Origin of the sequence: Siminovitchia sediminis, from assembly GCF_042680885.1 — a bacterium.
Taxonomy (GTDB): Bacteria; Bacillota; Bacilli; order Bacillales; family Bacillaceae_C; genus Siminovitchia; species Siminovitchia sediminis.
This window is the reverse complement of sequence record NZ_JBHUEO010000001.1, coordinates 14,264-34,859: the sequence shown is the minus strand read 5'-3', so window position 1 is coordinate 34,859 and position 20,596 is coordinate 14,264. Positions and strand designations below refer to the sequence as shown.

Below are 20,596 nucleotides of genomic sequence, written 5' to 3'. Positions count from 1 at the left end.
GTTCGAGCGCTAATCATTCAAATAAATAACATACAGATCCGTTTATGTCAATGATTCGCAAAAGCCAGAAACGACTGCAGCCATATATTAAAAAACTTGCAGAGAGGCTGACTCTCCACAAGTTCATCTGCTTCATTATACTAAAACAGTCCTCGGCCCTTTTTTCCTTAAATATTGTTCTTGATCGGAAGAGGATTCCTCAAACGGTTTCCCTGCGGGTACTGCCCGTTCCATACCCCATTTGCGAATTTGATCTATTTGCTCAGGACTTGTTTGAGAAAGAGGGACCACATTTTCAAAAAATCTGATAAATGTCTGGTCTGTAATGGAATCGTCGCCTTTCACAACGGCTTGCTTTACGACATCACGGACCGCTGCTTCAATATCAGCCCCGGCAAACCCTTCGGATAATTGCACCAATTTCTCCAGCAAGCTTGGATTAATATCATAATTTAATCCCTTTTGAACATAAATATTTATAATTTCGGCTCTTTCCTGTGCGGAAGGAAGATCAACAAAAAACAGCTCATCAAAACGTCCCCGCCTCAGTAATTCCGGAGGAAGCTTGGATACATCATTTGCTGTAGCCACTACAAACACACGTGCAGGACTCTCTTGAAGCCAGTACAAAAATTGGCCGACGAGCCTTGTGGAAGTTCCGCCATCTCCTCCACCAATTGCTCCTGCAAGTCCTTTCTCAATTTCATCAATCCATAATACACAAGGAGCTACATGGTCAGCTGTTGAAAGTGCCTCCTTTAAGCGCCCTTCACTTTGACCCAAATATTGCCCGTGAATGGTTGACAAATCTAATCGGTATAAAGGCAAGTTCCAAAGAGAAGAAATGGCTTTAGCGGATAGGGACTTACCGCAACCCGGAACTCCTACCAGCAAAATGCCTCTGGGAGGCCGGATGCCCCGCTCCCTTAGATCTGCCGTCAAAAGCTTTTCATTTGCTCCAAGCCACTTTTTGAGCCCTTCCAGGCCTCCGATCTGGTAGTCTTCACGAACTACTACTCTTTCAATGCCGGAAATATCGGCAAATATTCTATCTTTTGCATGCATGAGTTCCTTTAAATCATCATTGGAAATGGAACCATTTGCGAGCAGCGTAGCAATTACGTTTTCTGCTTCAATTTGGCTGATTCCCGCTAATATGGCTGCAGCTTTTTTCTCCTCCTCTTCTCCCCACTCAATAGAAATCTCACTTCGGTATGGAGAAATCTGGTCTTGAATAATTTTTAGCATTTCATCTTCGTTTGGAGGGGCAAGCGTGATCGACATGCCGTGCCTTTGAAGAGGTCCCCAAACAGGCTTATTTGTAATAACAACGATGCTTCCACCCGTTTCCGTTGCCAGCATGGCAAGATCCTGAAACTGGCGGGCGGTTGGGGTATCATCCTCGATATCTTGTACTTCTGTAAAAATAAACGTTAAGTTTTGCTGCTGGCTGATTTTTTCACTTGCGTAGTCCAAGCCCCCCATTACCGACCGATCGTCATTCACAAGGCGATTCGTTACAATATCCCTTGTTCCTTGGGAGATCGTATGGAAGAACACAGGGATTGTCAGTTTATGAGCAATTTGTGCCGCTATTTCCAATGCTCGGGATCTTTCAGATGTTCTGATGGAAATGAAAGGAATACGAGCTTTTAAATATCTTTCAAACGTATCTAAACATGTTTTTAAATCATTCATAACAAAATATTCCTTCTCCTTCTAAAACTGATTGCAGAGCCTTTCTCTATTCCAGCTGTCTGGCTTTCTGCCGAAGCTTCCAATGGGCTTCCTCCCTCATCATATTTTGTAACAGCATTGTTTTTAATGAGCATTCGCAAGCGGCCGGTTCTATCGCTTAGCGCACTTTTTTCCAGTGACTCCTGGGTATTCTTTGCATATTCTTCCAACGATGCAGCAAGTGATTCCCTTACATTTTCCGGAAATGCCTCCAGCTGCGCAAGCCTCTTCAGCAAAGCAAGCCTTTTGCGTGCCGACAAAAGGGCCTTCACCATCTCGGTTTCATTGCCATTACAACGATTCAAATCTTTTTGCAGGAGATCTGATGTTCTTTTGATTCGATGTTCAAATGTTTCATATAAACGCTGGGTAATTCTTTCTGCAACGCCTCTGCTCCACTCAATAGACCCTTTTTCCATGCACTCAATAACTGCCTGGTCATTTGTGCCTTCTTTTACAACATCCAAACAATCGACCCACTCTGAGTAATGTTTCGGGATCTTCATAGCAGGCTGGTACGCCTTCTTTTTACAAGATTACCAGGAGGTTTTAAATCCCAGTCGGGAAATTGAGTTGCAAGGGCATCATTGGTTGTTTCTTTCTCCAATTCCCGGAAAGCTTCCTGAAACCGGGATTGACTCGCACTATCTTTTTCTTTATCCTTATTTCGATTTAATAGGCCATTCTGTTGACCATTCATTGCAGACAAGTTACTCTCCTCCTTATTGAACTACAGCCCGTGCCGAATCATAGCTGGAAAAAGTGTATTGTTCTGAAGAAAATTCATCTAAAAATTCAGTTACATTTTCGGAATAGGCGTCCTCATCGGCATATTCTTTTCTCCAATCGACAATTTCCGCTAACGATGCACGCAGAACCTCTGTACAGTGAGTCAGCAGCTTCTCAAATTCTGCATGAATCTGATCTTTGCGAGTTTGAAGTCCTTTTTGCCCCTTATAAAAATAGATGAAACAGAACAATGCAAAAACAAACAGGAATGGTGTTCCAATTCCCATAAATGTAAAAAGAACTCCGCCTGCAAGAGCTGCCCAATGCTTGATATCTAGCTTAACCTGATTCATTGCATTGTTTTTACGAGTAATGATCTCCTGTTCAAGAGAAGCAGCCAGTTGCTCCTCATTGGACCCATCTCTGGATATCCCTCGCCAACTGTCTATCGATAACTCGATGTCAATAGGTACTTGGCTTCGATTCTCTGCAGTGATATCACCATGTGCACTTCTGATCCAGTCTTTGGAAACAGCAATAGAGAACTTCTGGGTAGCCAAAGATGCATTTGAAGTATCTGGATGCATAGCAAAATTAGTTAACAATTGAGTAAACGATACGCGCTCTTTCAAGGTTTTTTCATTATCGAATAACTGCTGCGCTGCCTGTTTGTCTCCATTTTCTTCAATAATCAGTGATAATAGGCGTTCATCCTGGCGCAGCGGCAGTTCCTCATCATCAAACTTGGAAACCAGCGTATCCAGCAGTGCATCGACTGCGTAAGCAATGCTTTTGGCAGGAGTAATGTCCTTATCAAATATATCATGAAAATACTCATGAATAATCTTATGTAATTTTGCGCCCCGAAGACTTGTTTCCAATTGAGGCCATGTAGGGCTGTATTGCCTTAAATAAGGATAGGCATCTTCATCCATGTGGGGGAGTTTTGACTCCAGCGCTACTTTCCACTGTTCGTGCTGATCTTCAATAAAACCAGGTTTTGAAGAGAGTTCCTCAATCCAGGATTCTATTTCCTTTCCGGTTTTTGCCCGTGCTTCGGGTCCAAAAATTCCATTGGTAAATCCGTCTATTAATATAACGATCTCTCGTTCCAAGGAATGGGGGTCCTGTAACCCGAAGTACCGGTCCAGCCATTCTCTGCTTGCCTTGTACCTTGCTCCCCTGCGGGTAACCAAGGCAAAAAACAGCGATGTTTTTTCGTCATCTCTGCGCAGCGCCTCCAATAATGCTTTGTCAGCCAGCTCTTTATTATTATTCAGCCAAGATGCAAGAGCAATAAGGGCTGGCGCCAGCCAATAGCGGGGTGCCGCAAGCATTTGTTCTTCTGTGGAGTTTTCAATCGTTTGTTTTTTTACTATGCTTACGTCCACTGCCTGAAGGATGCCTGCAGCACGCCGCCGCACCTCACCATAATGTCCAAAATTTGTTTCAATTTCCTGTCGGACTTTGACTAAGCGGGTTTCTGCCAAGTGGATGTTCTTTTCCAACTGGTCTTTTCGAATGAACTCTTGAAACTCATGGATTAACTGGTCCAAATGATCCTTTGTCTTCTGTACCTCTGCTTCCACGTAGCCGACTTGATCAGAAACATAAGCTACATCATTTCCCAAAGAATGCAAGGCATTTTCTATTTGTCTTAAATCGGCAGTATGTATAATTCTTTCTGACATTTTTTCATTTTTCACCCCTTTATAACTGAAACATTCCCACTTTTGCCTACTGCACGTAATGTGTCAGAAAAGATTTCTATAAATTCATAGCTTGGGTGGAGCGCAAGGCTTCTTCCCCGATCCATTTGGTTTGGAAGACTTTCTCCTTGTTTATAATGCCTGATGATATCTAATGAAATATCCAATGTATGAACTTCAAACGGATGGCCCAAATAACATTTGGCAATAATCCCCAGAGGATATTGGTACGGTTCCAGATCTGGAAATTCATTTTTTATCGCGTTAAGTAATTCTTCCTTTTTGGATTGGGTTGTCGTAATGCCGCCTGCATCCAATTGAGTTACAGCCTCAATATAAGCCTTTGAACGTTTTTGTCTTAGTCTTTTATCAAGCATCACTCCGGATTCCACCTTTGTTCTGCTCGCAGTTGTTATTTTAGTATCTAACTTTATATCTTGTTTTACATTAATCAATGGCCGTCTCATGTTCTCACCTCCTTGCCTCTTCACAGCTTAAAAATGTAATGATTGCATCACCGATCCATAAAAAAATAAGCTTGGACCTTTGCCGGGAGTGGGAAAGTTAGACTGTATGGGATAAATATACCATAAACCAGAAAGTTAACCTAGTTCAAAAGTTGTGGAATCGGCAATGTTTACGAAACATTTACACTCCAAATCTACAAACTTCCAACTATTTACTATTTTAAAACAAAAAAGAGCAGCATATGCTGCCCTGTCAAGATTACCTGCTTTTTACTATGCCAAAATGAGGTCCTGTCCCCGTCTGCTCTTGCCACTGGAGTAATTGAGAAACTGTAACAAATTGATATCCTTCTTTTGCCAGTTGAGATAACAGATGCGGAAGCGCGTCGGCGGTCGTCGAATGGATATCATGCATAAGAACGATCCCTCCAGGAGATATTCCGTTTTCGATTTTATACTTCACAGACCAGGCATTGCGAATCTTCCAATCTAAGGAATCTACAGACCATAAAATGACCGGACTGCCATGATCTTTGGCATATTGAATAAGATAATCATTGTAGGCTCCATATGGTGGCCGGATCAAATATGGCGTTACACCTGTAGCCTCTTCTATCTTTTTTTTCGTGTACTCCATTTCCGCCTTAATTTGGCTTGGACCTAATTTAGCTAAATTCGGGTGACTTTTGGAGTGATTCCCAATTTCATGCCCCTCTTCGACTACTTTTCTGGCAAGCTCCGGATGGTTGTTTACTTGCTTTCCAAGCATAAAAAAGGTAGCTTTCGCTTGATGCTTCTTTAACGTTTCCAATATTCCGGGAGTGACTTCAGGTTTTGGCCCGTCATCAAAAGTAAGGGCCACATACTTCCCCTCCGGGTTCCGTTTCATTTGTTCCAGTTGAATGATGTTTGCCATTTCCTGCTTTTGCTCATAGGGCATATCCAAAAAAGATTCCATCTCTTCGTGGAGAATAAAATAGAGTTTTTCAATAGGAACACGTACCTCTATTACTTGCGCAAATCCGGAAAAAAGGTCTGCTTCGTCTATGTATAACGTAAATTCTTCCAGGTCTAAAGACCATTCCCAGCTTTCCGGCTCCAGAATCCATTGCTTTAAGGCTTCAACATTTACAGCTTCCTGAATCTCTTGATTCTGATGGAGCTCATCCAAAACAGCTGTTTCAAAATGTTCACCCTTTCCTGCCAGATCAAACATTTCTCCGATAGTCAAAAACTGGTCTTTCTCTATGTCTATATTAAAAGCTTTCACGAAGTGACGGCCAGTTTCCCCACCAAAGTCGGTGTAGATTTTAAATACCAAAGTGTAATACGTTTCTGTATTTGGAAGAACTTCCATCTTCAAATGAAGTTCGGAATGTCCCGCTATTTCCGATGGAGTTTCCCTGACATCTGTTAGAAATGTTTCGATCTGCTCTGTTATCCATAGATTGATGGACCGGTTAGTTTCTTCGCCGGCTAACTCAGGGCTCTCAATAACATATGTATATTGTTCCCCTTGCTTGGTTGTGATTCTCTTACTGATATGAGAATCAATAGGAACGATAGTTACATCTTGTTCATTTATTTGACTGTCTTCCTGGCCTTTTGTTTTGATCGAGGCACTTACAAACTGGCCAATCCCTCCTATCACTAGGAAAAACCCTATGATAAAGATGATCCACCCAGCCGGCGTTTTCCATTTGACCACTTCTCTCATACTTCCTCTTTTATATTTTTCGGCAATACAGTAAAAATTTACTATCAGTCTCTTAATTTTACATTTATAGAGGAAATATGACAATTGGATTACAGGATTTATTTCCTATAAATTTAGCAAAAAAAAGAAACCACACCAAAAAAAGTGGTTTCTTCCGGCAAACTTTCTATTGCAATGCCTGATAAACGTTTAAATGTCCGTTTCCAAAAGACTTTTTCTCCAGGCCTTTTACCGGATCAACAGCCTTTTGATATAATAACTTTTCCAATTCAGATGGTGTCATCTTGCCGTACTGATCAATTAGAAGTGCAGCTGCAGCTGCCACTTTGGGAGTAGCCATTGAGGTCCCGACATGCCAATAATGATCGCCGTTATGGCTGGTACTTAAGTTGTATTCCTTCTCATATAAACGCTTTTCCATGTAATCTTCCAGGCGGCCTTCCAGCATGTATTGCAAATACAGCCTTCCATCGCCCCCTACAGCTGCAATGTCCACAAATCCGGGGCCGTAATTGGAATAGCTGGCGAGCACATCCTTTGGACCAGTAGCGGCAACAACAACAACGCCCGGAATCGTTCCTGGAACTTGAAACCCTGCTCCAACTGCATGAAGCCCATATGGGCTGAGTTGTGAATTTACATATTCCAGGACTTCTTTTTTGTTCGTGGCGTTTAGCCCTTCGTTTCCGGCTGCGGCTACAACAAGAGCACCTTTCTTGACCGCATATTTAACAGCACGCTGATAGGCCTTGTAATCTGCAATATGACTTCCAAGCTTTTCTTTTTTCCCTGTCTCCGGGTTGGTATAAAAGATCTGCCCTTTGATGTTATAACCGGACAGACTCATGGAGATGACATCAACACCATCGTTTGCCGCCGTTACTACGGCATCAAAAATCCAGGCTGATTCTGCGCCGCTTTGGCCAAATACACGATAAGAACGAATGCCGACATCCGGGGCTACACCAAGCATGTCTCCATTGGCTGCGATGGCTCCTGCCACATGGCTACCATGTCCGGTCAAGTCATCAAACGCTTCCGGATCTCCTTTTTCCTGAGGTTCCGTTCCGGCATATCCCCCCGCAGGGACAAAGTTTTTCGAACCGGGGAGAAGGTTTTTTGCCAAATCCGGATGGTCCCGGTCGATTCCCGAGTCGATGATGCCGACTACAACATCATGAGAGCCTGTACCCAGCTGGTAGCTTTCACCGTTTTTCGTGATGCGCTGAATATCCCATTGCAAATCCCAAAGCGGGGCGTTTTCCGGGTATCCGCTGTTGCCTTTGATTTGTAGAGTCTCCGGAAGGCTCCAGGCTATCGCTGGATTGGCCGCACTTATACCGGGAAGCCCTTTTAATTTACCAAACACTTCACTTGGTGCCTCCACTTGAGCAAATCCAATTTCCGAAACGGTGTATATCACCTCTCCACCTGCACGTTTGACCTGTTCCTCAAAAGAGCGGGGAACAGCATGATCCTCAAATAAAATGGAATAACGCTGCTTGTTTAAAGGACTTTCGGCACGGGCGTCCGCCGGAAAAAAATAGCCGCAAAATATACACATAACTAAAAACGCAATGAACTTTTTCATGAGATCCCCCTTATCCCGATTTCAACCACTTCTTCTTATATTTGGTGCTTTCATCCAGTTCAATCAAATTTCAGGCCCCTTAACTCGGCATCCTTGGTCACGCTTCTCATACTTCCGAAAAATCCTTCATTGGATTTTTTTTAGACACTCCGGCAACCCTTGACAAGCGATGAGGTGCGGGATGTCTTACATTCTCAAGCAATGGTTCCCATACCCATTTCACCGTTTTTCCTGCAAGGGTTGACATCCTTATCACCAGTTGCTGATTTTTTAAAACCGATTGCATCTCCGCATCCACATGGCCCCTCCTTTAGTATTAGTATAGAATTCTTACTTCTCTTATTATAGACTAAATAGAAAGAGCAAAGATGAAAAAAATGGAGGCCGGCGCTATGTACGAATTAAAAACGAAGCCAAATGACAACAGTGTCATACAATTTATAGAACAGGTAGAAAGTCCAAAAAAGCGGGAAGATGCCTATCAGCTGCTGGATATTTTTACAGAGGCAAGCGGCTGCGAAGCAAAAATGTGGGGAGACAGTATTATCGGGTTTGGTTCTTATCACTACAAATATGCATCGGGCCATGAAGGGGATGCCCCGCTCGTCGGGTTTTCACCGCGCAAAGCCAAAATCAGCTTGTATCTGTCCGCATGTGACCCCGCGAAGGAAAAATTACTGGAGAGCTTTGGAAAACATACAAGCGGTAAATCTTGCGTTTATATTAACAAGCTCGCAGACATTGATGTGGCTGTACTGAAAAAACTTATTAACAGCTCTATTCAGTCATTGAAAGAGAGGTATCCGGAAGAGTGATATATTGGGATCTTTCGTAAGGGAGCAGGCTGAACGAATGAACAGCGGGTTTACTATTGATAGTAGTAAGCACAACACCTTTCTTATATCCATTTATGAACAGAGGCAAAACTGGATCCTGTATTTCTACAGAAAACAAAAGTACCCGGTACTCGGGGATATCTGAACGAATTCCTGCCGTACAAACTAAAAAACCCCCCGGGAGGCGTTGGCCGCGTCCCCCCAAACCGCAGGATTAATATACGTTTAACAAAAAATTTCACAGTCCACAGGACTGTGAAATTTTTATTGGAGAGCAAGCCATACTGCTCTTATTCTGCATTTTCTTCTTCCTCTAAATCATCCGGATATACAATCGTATCAAATTTTTCACCGGTGTCCGCGTTTTCCAGATGTATGGTGACTTTCACCTTCTCCGCAGATGTTCCTGAAAAAACCTGGTGGTACATTCCGGTCAAACCCAGTCCTAAAGCTGCAAAGCCATCGAAGCTGTTTTCGTATGCTTCCTGGTCAGCTACGAGAGTATACTCTGAAAAGTTTTTGTTATGGGTAATATCCTGGATAGAAGGAAAATCCTCACTGTTTTTCATCTCTTCAATGGATTCCAGCGTACTGCTTTCCACTTCTTTCATCATTTCGTTGTATTCTTTTTTTGACATCTTATATGTGAGAGAACCGTCGTCGTTCTGTTTAACTTCCTTTACCCCATTTTCCTTTGCCTGAGCAATCCATGTATCTGTATCTTCGCCTTCAAAAAAAATTTTTGGAAGGGTTATTTCTACATTCATTAAACCTTTATCTACATCAACACCCTGTTCCGCCTGCACTTCTTCTTCCGCAGTTTCTTTTTTCTGTAGTTCCTGTTCGCCTTTTGCCTCATTGCCACAGGCAGCCGCAATCGTCACAAATACACTCAATATCATAAACAGCCAAAACTTTTTCATGAGGTCCTTCTCCTTTTATTTATGGTAGTACAACATCAAATACAAAAGGTTCCAAAGTTAATTCCCAATTTTCGGAAGACCCTTCAAAATATAATGTAAACTCAGTCATTTCTTCAGGGATGGCCGGAAAAACAATAATCCCTTCTGATTCCACTCCCGGAAGAATGTCAGACTGAACCTCCTGATAGCCGGCATCGTAGTTCATTTCTTCTTCAAGCTGCTTCCCGTCGGCAGTCAGTTTGGCATCAAATGAGTAGAAGTTTATTTTTGCGTCCATTTCATTGGATACTTTCACGTAAACACGTGTTTCTTGGTCAGCGAGCTCTACTTTCTGCACTTCAAGTATATAACCATGCTGGTTTTGCTCTTCATTCAATTCTATTGTTTCCTTTGCAGGGGCAAAAGCAGTTTGATAATCAGAAACCTCAACCGTTTCAGCCAAAATGGCAGGAGCTGTTACTTGGCCTCCAAAGGCATTTTCTCCCTCAAATGTATCCTTAATGACGCCTTTGACATGAATAATATCTTCCGATGCTATCTCAAGGCTGGGGTCTTCCGACATAATCACGACATTTCGTTCATCATGATTATTCGCAAACGCCTGTAAGTAAGTCCCATCACTGTCACGCTCAGGCTCTATAAAAACTCTTGCATAAAAGTCAACGCCGGACCCTTTATATTTTTTCGGTTCAGAGAACATTTTTTCAAACTCTTCATCAGAGAGCAATTTTTTATCCTCCTTTGAAGGATCACTCTTACTTGAATCACCTCCACTTGATGATTCCGAAGCTCCGCAACCGCCCAATATCAAAACAACTACGGAAAAAATCAGCAAAATCGATTTTTTAAACAAAATAAATCCCCCTTCTCCTATTGTTATCTCTCATCATACAAAAAAAGGTGTACCAAAAATGGTACACCCTCAGAGAAAAAAACTAATAGAGTTCCTGCATTAGCATAATTTCCTTTTTGACTTCGTCCACAAGCCATTTGGGCGAAAGAACTTTTGCTTTGTGGCCCCATCGCATGATCCAACTGACCAGCCCGGAACTGATTTTCGCTTTTGTGGTCAACAAAATATGTTCATCATCTAATTTTCGGATATCGGCATCGAGTCCGAATCTGTCAATAATGATGTTAATCATTTCCTTTTTAAATTGAATCCTCACCAGTGCTTCTTCGCCTGCAAACATGTGAAAAGACTGATCTACATACTTCGTAATATCCAGATCCTCTCGCCGAAACTTCTTTTCTGTCACGCGAATATTCCGGATACGGTCCAGGCGATAATGTCGAAATTCGTTGGTTTGCTGAAATTTTCCGATTAAATAATAATAATCATTCTGCCATATAAGGGCATATGGCTCCACTCTGTATATAGCACCGTCCCTGTTGTAGGCAAATTCCTTGTCCACATTATATTTTCCATATTGGTATTCCAGTACCCTGCTGTTTGAAATAGCCTCGTGCACCCGGTCAATGTTGATCTTAATTAAGTGATAGTCCATGTTTGAAGAAGGATTAAAGATCAAGGGATCCGGCAATGTTTTGGCTATATGCTTGCTTGTCAATTTCTTCAATTTCCGGATTAATATTTTTTTATCTTTTTCTGTGATGAAACGGGCCGATAACACCGCATCCACCAGCATACGCAGTTGATATGTTTCAAACAGGCGATGCTGATGACTGTATAAAACTTTGCCGTAGTTCGTTTTATTTGTAATAATTTCAAACCCTTGTTTATCCAGTGCGTCCAAGTCCCGTTTGATGGCTCGTGGATCAAATTCTGACTCGGCCGATAACGCCAGCTTCAATTTTTCAGCTATTTCTTTCATGCTCAGCTGATTCGACTCATCGGTTTCCTCCATCATCAAGTTCATCACTGCCAGCAAACGCTGGCTTCCCTTTACCCCAATAAACACACCCCGCTAAAAATAATCTTTTTTTATATGCATTCTGAACGCCTTGATGAAAGAATCGGGTGAGGAATGTACAGTATACGAGAATATCCCCCTGTTGGTATGGATGTATAAGAGTCCCCCGGCATCCCCCATTTGCTTAAATGAAATATCTGATATATCCTGTGCCAAAAATTCATGGTATTTTGTAACAAGGCGGTCATGATAAAGGTGAATTTTCCGCTCTTCTTCCTTGCATGTGATGTCCATATTTTCAATTTCCCTGAGAACCTTCACATACGGCTGAACGGCAAGCAGCCCCATAATAAAACCTCCAATATACCAATCTTTCATTCATTCTGATGCTTTCAGCACAAGTTGTCAAAAATCCGAAACGAAATAAACGGTCCTTTTCACGAACAGAGTTTTTCCGATACAATAACAAATAGAATATATGAAAAAAGAGCGGTGGTCCCATGTTTAAGATCCTTCTGATTGAAGATGATGCTACTCTATTTAATGAAATAAAAGAACGGCTTACACAGTGGTCCTACGATGTTTACGGCGTGTCAGACTTTGGCCGTGTCATCCAGGAGTTTGCTTCTATTCAACCGGATTTGGTCATTATTGATATACAACTGCCGAAATTTGACGGCTTTCACTGGTGCCGGATGATCCGCTCCCATTCCAACGTCCCGATTCTCTTTCTGTCTTCAAGGGACCATCCAACCGATATGGTGATGTCCATGCAGCTTGGCGCAGATGGCTTTATTCAGAAGCCTTTTCATTTTGACGTCCTCATAGCAAAGGTTCAGGCTATTCTCCGCCGCGTATATGACTACGGCACAGAATTAACTGATATAAAAAACTGGAACGGTGCAGCTGTGGATTTTACGAAAAACACGGTCTCCAATGAAAAAGGAACCGTCGAGTTAACAAAGAACGAGATGTTTATTTTAAAATTATTGATTGAAAAGAAAAATACCATTGTCAGCCGTACGGAGTTGATCAACAGCTTATGGGATGATGAACGGTTTGTCAGTGACAATACTTTGACCGTCAATGTCAATCGCTTAAGAAAAAGCCTGGAAAAAATAGGCCTGGGACAATGGATTGAAACTAAAGTAGGGCAAGGCTACATGGCGAAAGAAGTGACCCTTCCATGATCAAGCGATTTCTGAAAGAACGGCTTAGCTGGATCCTGTTGTTTGTATGCCTGCAGCTCCTGCTTCTTTTCATTGCTTACCTGGATCCAGCCATATCGCTCAGTTCGGCTGTCTATGTTGTATTTTTATCTGCGCTGATTTTTTTCATCTTTTTAACAGTCCGTTACCATAAAGAAACTTTCTTTTATCAACATTTGGATGAATGGGAAGCTGATTTGGACGCTTCAGAAATTCCGGAAGCTGCAACTCCATTTGAAAAAATTGTGGAAGAGCGCCTTGCCGCACAAATACGGAAGCTCACCCATTTAGCCGGTGAAAACAGGCTTGCTTTAGAACAGGAAAGGGACGATTTGCTTTCCTGGATTCATGAGGTGAAGACCCCTTTAACAGCCCTGCATTTAATGATCGAGCGGATAGAAGACGAAAACATCAAATCCCGGCTGACCTATGAATGGCTAAGAATCCACCTGTTGCTGGATCAACAGCTCCATCAAAAAAGAATGTTATTTATTGAAAATGATCTCCATGCAGAAAAAATAGCACTTGAGCCAATGATTTCCCATGAGATCAAACTATTGCGTTCCTGGTGCATGCAAAAAGGAATTGGCTTTGGGGTTGACCTTCAAGTGGAGGAAGTACTTAGCGACCATAAATGGCTCGCTTTTATTATGAGACAACTGTTGACCAATGCTGTAAAATACAGCGGAAATTCGGAGATTCTGGTAAAGAGCTACATGAAACATGGGCATACTGTTGTGGAAGTCCATGATTTTGGAATTGGAATAGACCCGAAGGATCTTCCGCGTATTTTTGACAAAGGCTTCACATCGGCCGTACGTCCTGACCAGGCTGCAACCGGAATGGGACTGTATTTGGCAAAAAAAGCAGCGGAATGGCTCATGATCCAGCTCCATGTTACATCTGTTCCCGGTGAAGGATCTACATTTACACTGATCTTTCCGAAGAAAAATGAATTTGTGAATCTTACAAGCATGTGACATGATTGTCACATGCTTTCGTGATTTGTTCGGGGAATCGAAGGAAACAAATAGACTCACCTTATATGATGGATATTGAGGGGTGAATAAACATGAGTATTTTAGAGGCACGGAAAATTTATAAAAGCTATGGAAATAAATTTAATAGGCAGGAAGTTTTAAAAGGGATTGATATTCAAGTTGAAAAAGGAGAATTTGTGAGTATCATGGGGGCATCCGGGTCGGGAAAGACCACTTTGCTGAACGTCCTTTCTTCTATCGACAGAGTAACCCGGGGGACGATCAAGATTAACGGGGAAGACATTGTTGGAATGAAAGAAAAACAATTGGCCCAGTTCCGCAAAAATCATCTGGGTTTCATATTCCAGGAATATAATTTGCTTGATACTCTGACTGTGAAAGAAAATATCCTGCTGCCCTTATCGATTTCCAAAACACCCAAAAAAGAAGCAGAGCAGAAGTTTCGGCAATTGGCATCTGAACTGGGCATCTCCGATATAGAAAGTAAATATCCAAACGAAATATCCGGAGGACAGAAGCAGCGGACATCAGCTGCGAGAGCATTCATCCATGAACCGAGCATTATTTTTGCAGATGAACCAACCGGTGCTTTGGATTCCAAATCCGCTTCAGATCTACTGAACAAACTGAGCGGCTTAAACGAAAAGCTGGGTGCTACGATTCTCATGGTCACCCATGATCCAGTGGCCGCCAGTTATTCACAGAGAGTCATCTTTATTAAGGACGGACAAATGTATACACAGCTAAACAAAGGCGTGGAAACCAGACAGACGTTTTTAAAAGATATTATGAAAACACAGGGTGTCCTGGGCGGTGTTCACGATGAACGTTAATCAAATCGTAATTCGCAGCCTGAAAAAGAACTTGAAGAACTACTACCTTTATGTGTTTGCTTTGATGTTCAGCGTTGCCCTTTATTTTGCTTTTGTTACCTTGCAATACGACCCTGCCATGGACTCGGCAAAAGGATCAATCAAAGGCGCCGCGGGACTCCGGGCTGCATCGGTCATGCTAGTGGCGATCGTATCCGTCTTTCTCCTATATGCCAATCAGCTTTTTATAAAAAGAAGAAGTAAAGAAATCGGGCTCTTTCAACTGATTGGTATGACAAAGAACCGAATTTTTCGCCTGTTAAGTGCTGAGAATTTCATTCTTTATTTCAGTTCGTTGATCCTTGGAATCCTGGCAGGCTTTTCTGTATCTAAGTTCATCACAATGATCTTGTATAAGGTGACGGGAGTTGAAGAAACCGCCACATTGTCATTTTCTTCAAAAGCATTGATACAAACAACGATTGTCTTCTCAGTCATCTATCTTTTGATCCTGCTGATGAATTACTTTTTTATCAAAAGGCAAAGTATCTTATCGCTGTTTCGGGTACTCTCATCAACCGAAGCAACAGTGAAAAGGCTGTCCTTGTTTGAAATAATCATCGGAACCCTTGGAATTGCATTGATTATTACCGGCTACTATGTTTCATCCAAATTGTTTGATGGTGATTTTACTACGATGCCTCAATTATTTGGAGCGATGCTATTTATTTTGGCATCAGTGATCATAGGGACGTATCTTTTTTACAAAGGATCCATCAGCTTTATCTTCCATCTCATACGCAAGAGGAAAAACGGATATTTACAGATCAATGACGTATTGTCTCTTTCTTCCATCATGTTTCGAATGAAATCCAACGCGCTGCTATTAACTGTGATTACGACCGTATCTGCTTTGGCCGTCGGCTTGCTGTCTCTCAGCTATATTTCATACTATTCTGCCGAACAACTTGCCAGAGATTATGTACCTGCAGATTTCACACTGACAGATATAAAAGATGCGGATGAACTAGGAGATACTTTTAATAAAAATCAGATCGCATTCAGCGAAACAAGAATCCATGTTCTGCAAGTGGAAGCCGATATGACAAATGTCCTGGAAACAAACATGGAAGGATTACAATTAGACATTAATCATATGGTAACAGCTGTTGTCAGTGACAAGGAAGTCGATGGGATAGATGTCTCACCTGAGGATACGATGTTTACCGGATATTCTGATATATTGGAGAGATTTATGTCCTTTAAAGACCATGGAAAAATTAAGTTGAAAACACCGGGCGAAACGATTACACAAAATTTCAAAGGATTAAGAGAGGAACATATCATTTCATGGAATTTCACAGGAGGAGGCAGCCCGGTTGCTATCGTGGATGATAGCGTATTTAACCGCCTAAAGAAAAATGTAAAACCTGATATTCAAACGGAACCGGTGTACATTGGAATCGATATTAAAAATAAAAAAGATATTGTGAAAGCAAACGATATTTTTAAACTGCTTGGTTTTCATGAGGGACAATCCCATCATTCACTTCATGAAATGATTAGTACACAGAAAAAAATGTACGGTCTTACAATGTTTATCGTGGGCTTTTTGGGACTGACATTTTTAATCACTTCCGGCTGCATCCTTTACTTTAAACAGATGGACGAAAGTGAAAACGAAAAGCCAAACTACACCATTTTGAGAAAGCTTGGTTTTACACAGGGTGATCTTCTGCGGGGAATCCGGGCCAAACAACTATTCAATTTCGGCATTCCTCTGGGTGTCGGTCTGCTCCACGGCTACTTTGCTGTTCAATCCGGGTGGTTTCTGTTCGGGACTGAATTATGGACCCCCATGTTTGTTGTCATGCTTCTGTATACGGCGCTGTATTCCATCTTTGGCATCCTCTCTGTCCTGTATTACAAAAAAGTGATCAAAGATGCCCTGTAACCAGGTGTCTGAGAGAATACCAGAATACGACGGGGCTGTCCAGAAAGTCAGTAAAATACTGATTTTCTGCGACAGCCCTAATTTTGTTTTACTTCTAAAGAGACATACAAAAAATCGCCCTTTCTAGTAAAATGAAAGCGACGAAACCAACATTTTAAGAGAGGACGATTTTTTATGAGTAATCCGAAGATTACTGCTAATGATTATAACACACAGATGACCCTTCCTCCAGAGGTAAAAGAAGAAGCTGCGGTTTCACAAGTCCGCCTGCTCCCAAGTTTAAGCCTTATCATAACCGCCAGAGCTTTGCCATCCTGGATGTGGAGGGAATGATCCCCGAGCATCATGTTGCCCGTGTGATGAAGAGATGATCGAATCCATTCCGGATGAGCAGCTTTTCGCCCAATATTCTGGTGGGGGACGCCCACTTTTTTATTATTCATAAGCTTCCAGTTTGATATCGTCCGCTACTTGCAGTTCCGGTTCCGTTGATTGAATAATTTCTTCTACCGTAAATCCTTTCGCCACTTCATTTAGCACGAGACCGGAATCCGTGACATCAATCACTGCACGATCCGTAATGATCCGATCTACTACTTTTTTTCCTGTCAGCGGGAGGGAGCATTTATTTAAAATTTTAGGAGCCCCATTTTTATTGACATGTTCCATAATGACAATGATCTTTTCAGCTCCGTGAACGAGATCCATGGCCCCGCCCATTCCTTTTATCATTTTTCCCGGAATCATCCAATTTGCAAGATCTCCAGTCTTTGAAACTTCCATTCCACCCAAGATGGCAATGTTCACGTGTCCCCCCCGAATCATGGCAAAGGACTCGGCGCTGTCAAAATAGGAAGCACCTGGAATCGCAGTGACCGTTTCTTTCCCCGCGTTGATTAAATCAGCATCGACTTCTTCCTCTGAAGGATAGGGGCCGATTCCGAGAAGGCCGTTTTCCGATTGCAGCACAACTTGTTTCTCGTCGGATATATAATTAGCTACCAATGTAGGCATTCCGATGCCCAGATTTACATAATACCCATCTTTAATTTCTTTTTCAGCCCTTTTGGCAATCCTTTCGCGAATGGCGGCTTTATTGATTACGCTCATTAGGGTTTCCTCCTTTTTTATACGCTCACCGTTCTTCTTTCAATGCGCTTTTCTAACTCTCCCTGAATGATTCCCTGTACATAAATGCTCGGTGTATGAATGCTGTTGGGATCAAGGTCGCCGGCATCAACAAGCATCTCCACTTCTGCAATGGTGACTTTCCCTGCAGCTGCAATCATAGGATTAAAGTTTCGGGCTGTCTTTCGATACACGAGATTGCCCATTTTATCCCCTTTCCACGCACTGACCAGACTGAAATCGGCTGTAAGGGCTTCTTCCAAGACATACTCCTTTCCATTAAATTCCCTGATCTCTTTTCCCTCTGCAATGGGAGTCCCAACGCCTGCAGGCGTATAAAAAGCCGGAATTCCCGCTCCTCCTGCACGTATTTTCTCTGCAAGTGTTCCCTGAGGAGTCAGCTCCACTTCAATTTCACCAGACAATACCTGCCGCTCAAACTCCTTATTTTCTCCAACATAGGATCCGATGATTTTTTTAATTTGCTTATTTCGCAAAAGCAGGCCCAGCCCCCAATCATCCACTCCGCAATTATTAGAAATCACCGTTAACTCTTTTACACCTTTTTCAACCAGGGCCTTGATCAGATTTTCCGGAATACCACAAAGGCCAAAGCCGCCAACCATTAACGTCGAACCGTCAGTAATGTCGGCTACAGCGTCTTGAAATGTTGTATAGATGCTTTTCATGTCATTCGTTCCTCCTCTTTTTTATTCTTTATTTTTCGAGTTCAACAATTGTAGCAACGCCCTGGCCGCCGCCTATACAAAGAGTCGCCAACCCCCGTTCGGCACCTCTGCGTTTCATTTCGTGAATCAGCGTAACAAGAATCCTGGCACCGCTTGCTCCGATCGGATGTCCGAGTGCTATGGCTCCTCCATTTACATTTAATATAGAACGATCGAATTGAAGTTCTCTGTCTACTGCAAGAGATTGGGCAGCAAATGCTTCGTTGGCTTCAATTAAATGGATGTCCTTCAATGTCAGGCCAGCTTTTTGGAGTGCCTTTTTTACAGCGGTTACCGGTCCGATTCCCATCATACTTGGGTCGACACCTGCATTGGCGTTTGCTTTCATGCATACGAGCGGTTGGATACCAAGATTCCCCGCTTTTTCTTTCGACATGACTACAACCGATGCAGCACCGTCGTTGATGCCTGATGAATTCCCTGCAGTGACACTTCCATCTTTTTTGAAAGCGGGCCTCAACTTGGACAGTTTTTCAGGAGTCGTCCCTTTCCGTGGATATTCATCCGTATCAAAAACAATAGGATCCCCTCTTTTTTGCGGAATCGTGACAGGAACTATTTCTTCCTTAAATTTTCCTTCTTCAATGGCTGTTATGGCTTTTTCCTGGCTCCAAGCAGCAAATTCATCTTGTTCCTCCCGTGTCAATTCATATTTTTCACATAGGTTTTCCGCTGTCACCCCCATATGGTATTCGTTAAAAACACACGTCAGGCCATCGCTTACCATACTGTCGATAAGTTTTTGATCCCCCATTTTAAATCCGTCCCTGGCATTTTTTAATAGATAAGGGGCCTGAGACATGTTCTCCATTCCGCCGGCGACTACAATGTCCGCTTCACCGGCTGCAATCGCCTGCGCAGCAAGGTGGACGGCCTTTAGCCCGGATCCGCATACTTTATTAATTGTCATCGATGAAACGCTTTCAGGAATGCCCGCTTTTATTGCAGCCTGACGGGCAGGGTTTTGCCCAAGCCCTGCTTGAAGCACATTTCCCATGATCACTTCGTCAACATCCTCAGCCTTTATGCCGGCTCTATTCAAAGCCTCTTTGATCGTTGCCGCTCCCAATTCCGGTGCCGATACGTTTTTCAGTGTTCCGTTAAAACTGCCAATCGCTGTCCTTACAGCACTGACAATAACCACTTCCCTGCCATTCATTCCATCCAGCTCCCTTGCTTTCAGTTTAATTTAAGTTTACCCCAGGTTAAATTATTAGTAAAATGAATATTAAGAATATTGTTTATTCCTATAGAGAATGAAAAGGAGCCTGAAATGGAACTTCGTGATATTTTAGCATTTATGAAAGTGGCAGATCACCAAAGCTTCACTGAGGCTGCCGAAAGTTTTTATCTGTCCCAGCCCTCTTTAAGTAAAGCAGTCAAAAGACTTGAACAGGAATTACATGTTGAATTATTGGACCGTTCGAGCCGCAGGCTTCGCCTGACAGATGCAGGGAAAATTGTATATGAGCAAGGAGAAAAAGCGTTGGCTGAATTAAACAATATCCCGGCTCTGCTTAGCGAGCTTAAAGGAATTGCAGCCGGCCAAATTAAATTTGGAGTTCCTCCGCTCATCGGAACTTTGTTTTTTCCGGAAATCGCTTTGAAATTTAGTCACCGATATCCAAATGTAAAGCTTGAATTAGTTGAAGTTGGAGCGAAGGTAGTGGAACAACTCGTGGAAGCTGAGGAAATTGATGTGGGGCTGGTTGTGCTCCCTGTTAATGAGGAAAAATTTGATGTATGCCCTTTTATAACTGACGAGTTCTATTTATATGTCCATGCGGAAGACAGGCTTGCGCGGAAGAAAGCCGCATCCCTTACTGATGTTGAACAAGAAAAACTGATCGTATTTCCCAAGCATTTTACCTTGCACAGCTATATTATCAACTCTTGTAAATCGGCCGGGTTTACGCCGCATATTTCTTACGAAACGTCCCAGTGGGACTTAACGATAGAGTTGATTGCAGCAAAAATGGGAGTAGCCCTCCTTCCGAAATCAGCTATGAAAAAGCAAAGGAACCCTTTGATCGAAGCCATACCCATCCAACGTCCGCCACTATTGTGGCGGCTGGGGACGATAACAAAAAAGGGATCTTATCAGTCTTTTGCGTTGAAAAAATTAGTAGAAATGATGCAGATGGGGGATGAAGAATAAGCA

22 protein-coding genes are annotated in these 20,596 nt (G+C 42.5%); 7 read left to right on the top strand and 15 right to left on the bottom strand.

What is annotated here, in order from left to right:
* Positions 1–135 precede the first annotated feature (135 nt).
* The 8 genes from ACFSCZ_RS00175 to ACFSCZ_RS00140 all read right to left on the bottom strand — a co-directional run bounded on the left by ACFSCZ_RS00175 (position 136) and on the right by ACFSCZ_RS00140 (position 8,248).
* Positions 136–1,698, bottom strand: coding sequence for an AAA family ATPase (locus ACFSCZ_RS00175; protein ID WP_380771373.1), 1,563 nt, complete (start codon positions 1,696–1,698; stop codon positions 136–138).
* Entirely contained in the window at positions 1,695–2,243 is a 549-nt protein-coding gene (locus ACFSCZ_RS00170; RefSeq protein ID WP_380771371.1) for a hypothetical protein, read from the bottom strand. The genes ACFSCZ_RS00175 and ACFSCZ_RS00170 overlap by 4 nt, the downstream gene beginning before the upstream one ends.
* Positions 2,240–2,437 carry a hypothetical protein gene (locus ACFSCZ_RS00165; RefSeq protein ID WP_380771455.1) on the bottom strand — a complete coding sequence of 66 codons (198 nt, stop codon included), beginning with the start codon at positions 2,435–2,437 and terminating at the stop codon, positions 2,240–2,242. The genes ACFSCZ_RS00170 and ACFSCZ_RS00165 overlap by 4 nt, the downstream gene beginning before the upstream one ends.
* Before the next feature lie 22 nt (positions 2,438–2,459).
* The gene (locus ACFSCZ_RS00160; protein ID WP_380771369.1) at positions 2,460–4,157 is read right to left on the bottom strand and encodes a hypothetical protein; all 1,698 of its coding nucleotides are present in this window, start codon (positions 4,155–4,157) and stop codon (positions 2,460–2,462) included.
* Between the two features lie 11 nt (positions 4,158–4,168).
* Positions 4,169–4,642, bottom strand: coding sequence for a hypothetical protein (locus ACFSCZ_RS00155; protein WP_380771367.1), 474 nt, complete (start codon positions 4,640–4,642; stop codon positions 4,169–4,171).
* A 259-nt stretch (positions 4,643–4,901) separates the two neighbouring features.
* Positions 4,902–6,359, bottom strand: coding sequence for a polysaccharide deacetylase family protein (locus tag ACFSCZ_RS00150; protein WP_380771365.1), 1,458 nt, complete (start codon positions 6,357–6,359; stop codon positions 4,902–4,904).
* A gap of 166 nt (positions 6,360–6,525) precedes the next feature.
* Positions 6,526–7,950, bottom strand: coding sequence for a S8 family serine peptidase (locus ACFSCZ_RS00145; RefSeq protein WP_380771364.1), 1,425 nt, complete (start codon positions 7,948–7,950; stop codon positions 6,526–6,528).
* Between the two features lie 106 nt (positions 7,951–8,056).
* A complete protein-coding gene (locus ACFSCZ_RS00140) occupies positions 8,057–8,248 on the bottom strand; it encodes a hypothetical protein (protein WP_380771362.1) in 192 nt (63 codons plus the stop codon).
* Positions 8,249–8,342: 94 nt separating this feature from the next.
* Between ACFSCZ_RS00140 and ACFSCZ_RS00135 the strand changes: the two genes are divergently transcribed.
* Positions 8,343–8,765, top strand: a complete 423-nt coding sequence (locus ACFSCZ_RS00135; RefSeq protein WP_380771361.1) for a DUF1801 domain-containing protein — start codon at positions 8,343–8,345, stop codon at positions 8,763–8,765.
* A 311-nt stretch (positions 8,766–9,076) separates the two neighbouring features.
* On the opposite strand, the gene ACFSCZ_RS00130 is transcribed toward ACFSCZ_RS00135, so the two are convergent.
* The 4 genes from ACFSCZ_RS00130 to ACFSCZ_RS00115 form a co-directional block, all read right to left on the bottom strand.
* Complete coding sequence (locus ACFSCZ_RS00130; RefSeq protein ID WP_380771359.1) at positions 9,077–9,709, bottom strand: hypothetical protein; 633 nt, start codon at positions 9,707–9,709, stop codon at positions 9,077–9,079.
* A gap of 19 nt (positions 9,710–9,728) precedes the next feature.
* Positions 9,729–10,562, bottom strand: coding sequence for a DUF4352 domain-containing protein (locus tag ACFSCZ_RS00125; protein WP_380771357.1), 834 nt, complete (start codon positions 10,560–10,562; stop codon positions 9,729–9,731).
* 82 nt (positions 10,563–10,644) lie between these two features.
* Entirely contained in the window at positions 10,645–11,592 is a 948-nt protein-coding gene (locus ACFSCZ_RS00120) for a helix-turn-helix transcriptional regulator (RefSeq protein ID WP_380771453.1), read from the bottom strand.
* Positions 11,593–11,637: 45 nt separating this feature from the next.
* Positions 11,638–11,961, bottom strand: coding sequence for a hypothetical protein (locus tag ACFSCZ_RS00115; protein ID WP_380771356.1), 324 nt, complete (start codon positions 11,959–11,961; stop codon positions 11,638–11,640).
* A gap of 122 nt (positions 11,962–12,083) precedes the next feature.
* On the opposite strand from ACFSCZ_RS00115, the gene ACFSCZ_RS00110 reads away from it, so the two are divergent.
* The 5 genes from ACFSCZ_RS00110 (at position 12,084) to ACFSCZ_RS00090 (ending at position 16,891) form a co-directional block, all read left to right on the top strand.
* A complete protein-coding gene (locus tag ACFSCZ_RS00110) occupies positions 12,084–12,773 on the top strand; it encodes a response regulator transcription factor (protein ID WP_380771354.1) in 690 nt (229 codons plus the stop codon).
* Positions 12,770–13,771 carry a sensor histidine kinase gene (locus ACFSCZ_RS00105; RefSeq protein ID WP_380771353.1) on the top strand — a complete coding sequence of 334 codons (1,002 nt, stop codon included), beginning with the start codon at positions 12,770–12,772 and terminating at the stop codon, positions 13,769–13,771. Before ACFSCZ_RS00110 ends, ACFSCZ_RS00105 begins: the two co-directional genes overlap by 4 nt.
* A gap of 92 nt (positions 13,772–13,863) precedes the next feature.
* The gene (locus ACFSCZ_RS00100) at positions 13,864–14,625 is read left to right on the top strand and encodes an ABC transporter ATP-binding protein (RefSeq protein ID WP_380771351.1); all 762 of its coding nucleotides are present in this window, start codon (positions 13,864–13,866) and stop codon (positions 14,623–14,625) included.
* The gene (locus ACFSCZ_RS00095) at positions 14,615–16,558 is read left to right on the top strand and encodes an FtsX-like permease family protein (protein WP_380771349.1); all 1,944 of its coding nucleotides are present in this window, start codon (positions 14,615–14,617) and stop codon (positions 16,556–16,558) included. The genes ACFSCZ_RS00100 and ACFSCZ_RS00095 overlap by 11 nt, the downstream gene beginning before the upstream one ends.
* A gap of 174 nt (positions 16,559–16,732) precedes the next feature.
* The gene (locus ACFSCZ_RS00090; protein WP_380771347.1) at positions 16,733–16,891 is read left to right on the top strand and encodes a hypothetical protein; all 159 of its coding nucleotides are present in this window, start codon (positions 16,733–16,735) and stop codon (positions 16,889–16,891) included.
* 102 nt (positions 16,892–16,993) lie between these two features.
* On the opposite strand, the gene ACFSCZ_RS00085 is transcribed toward ACFSCZ_RS00090, so the two are convergent.
* From ACFSCZ_RS00085 to ACFSCZ_RS00075, 3 genes are read right to left on the bottom strand one after another with little or no spacing between them, the layout of a single operon-like run.
* On the bottom strand, positions 16,994–17,668 hold the full coding sequence (locus ACFSCZ_RS00085) for a CoA transferase subunit B (protein WP_380771345.1): 675 nt from the start codon (positions 17,666–17,668) through the stop codon (positions 16,994–16,996).
* Positions 17,669–17,685: 17 nt separating this feature from the next.
* Positions 17,686–18,375 (bottom strand): CoA transferase subunit A, encoded by a 690-nt coding sequence (locus ACFSCZ_RS00080; RefSeq protein WP_380771343.1) that lies wholly within the window; start codon positions 18,373–18,375, stop codon positions 17,686–17,688.
* 28 nt (positions 18,376–18,403) lie between these two features.
* Positions 18,404–19,594, bottom strand: a complete 1,191-nt coding sequence (locus ACFSCZ_RS00075) for an acetyl-CoA C-acetyltransferase (protein ID WP_380771342.1) — start codon at positions 19,592–19,594, stop codon at positions 18,404–18,406.
* 114 nt (positions 19,595–19,708) lie between these two features.
* Between ACFSCZ_RS00075 and ACFSCZ_RS00070 the strand changes: the two genes are divergently transcribed.
* The gene (locus ACFSCZ_RS00070) at positions 19,709–20,593 is read left to right on the top strand and encodes a LysR family transcriptional regulator (protein ID WP_380771340.1); all 885 of its coding nucleotides are present in this window, start codon (positions 19,709–19,711) and stop codon (positions 20,591–20,593) included.
* The last annotated feature ends 3 nt before the right edge of the window (positions 20,594–20,596 follow it).

Coding starts and splice junctions, on each gene's coding strand:
- ACFSCZ_RS00175 (WP_380771373.1), bottom strand. CDS start 1,698: ATGAATGATTTAAAAACATGTTTAGATACGTTTGAAAGATATTTAAAA.
- ACFSCZ_RS00170 (WP_380771371.1), bottom strand. CDS start 2,243: ATGAAGATCCCGAAACATTACTCAGAGTGGGTCGATTGTTTGGATGTT.
- ACFSCZ_RS00165 (WP_380771455.1), bottom strand. CDS start 2,437: ATGAATGGTCAACAGAATGGCCTATTAAATCGAAATAAGGATAAAGAA.
- ACFSCZ_RS00160 (WP_380771369.1), bottom strand. CDS start 4,157: ATGTCAGAAAGAATTATACATACTGCCGATTTAAGACAAATAGAAAAT.
- ACFSCZ_RS00155 (WP_380771367.1), bottom strand. CDS start 4,642: ATGAGACGGCCATTGATTAATGTAAAACAAGATATAAAGTTAGATACT.
- ACFSCZ_RS00150 (WP_380771365.1), bottom strand. CDS start 6,359: ATGAGAGAAGTGGTCAAATGGAAAACGCCGGCTGGGTGGATCATCTTT.
- ACFSCZ_RS00145 (WP_380771364.1), bottom strand. CDS start 7,950: ATGAAAAAGTTCATTGCGTTTTTAGTTATGTGTATATTTTGCGGCTAT.
- ACFSCZ_RS00135 (WP_380771361.1), top strand. CDS start 8,343: ATGTACGAATTAAAAACGAAGCCAAATGACAACAGTGTCATACAATTT.
- ACFSCZ_RS00130 (WP_380771359.1), bottom strand. CDS start 9,709: ATGAAAAAGTTTTGGCTGTTTATGATATTGAGTGTATTTGTGACGATT.
- ACFSCZ_RS00115 (WP_380771356.1), bottom strand. CDS start 11,961: ATGAAAGATTGGTATATTGGAGGTTTTATTATGGGGCTGCTTGCCGTT.
- ACFSCZ_RS00110 (WP_380771354.1), top strand. CDS start 12,084: ATGTTTAAGATCCTTCTGATTGAAGATGATGCTACTCTATTTAATGAA.
- ACFSCZ_RS00105 (WP_380771353.1), top strand. CDS start 12,770: ATGATCAAGCGATTTCTGAAAGAACGGCTTAGCTGGATCCTGTTGTTT.
- ACFSCZ_RS00100 (WP_380771351.1), top strand. CDS start 13,864: ATGAGTATTTTAGAGGCACGGAAAATTTATAAAAGCTATGGAAATAAA.
- ACFSCZ_RS00095 (WP_380771349.1), top strand. CDS start 14,615: ATGAACGTTAATCAAATCGTAATTCGCAGCCTGAAAAAGAACTTGAAG.
- ACFSCZ_RS00090 (WP_380771347.1), top strand. CDS start 16,733: ATGAGTAATCCGAAGATTACTGCTAATGATTATAACACACAGATGACC.
- ACFSCZ_RS00085 (WP_380771345.1), bottom strand. CDS start 17,668: ATGAGCGTAATCAATAAAGCCGCCATTCGCGAAAGGATTGCCAAAAGG.
- ACFSCZ_RS00080 (WP_380771343.1), bottom strand. CDS start 18,375: ATGAAAAGCATCTATACAACATTTCAAGACGCTGTAGCCGACATTACT.
- ACFSCZ_RS00075 (WP_380771342.1), bottom strand. CDS start 19,594: ATGAATGGCAGGGAAGTGGTTATTGTCAGTGCTGTAAGGACAGCGATT.
- ACFSCZ_RS00070 (WP_380771340.1), top strand. CDS start 19,709: ATGGAACTTCGTGATATTTTAGCATTTATGAAAGTGGCAGATCACCAA.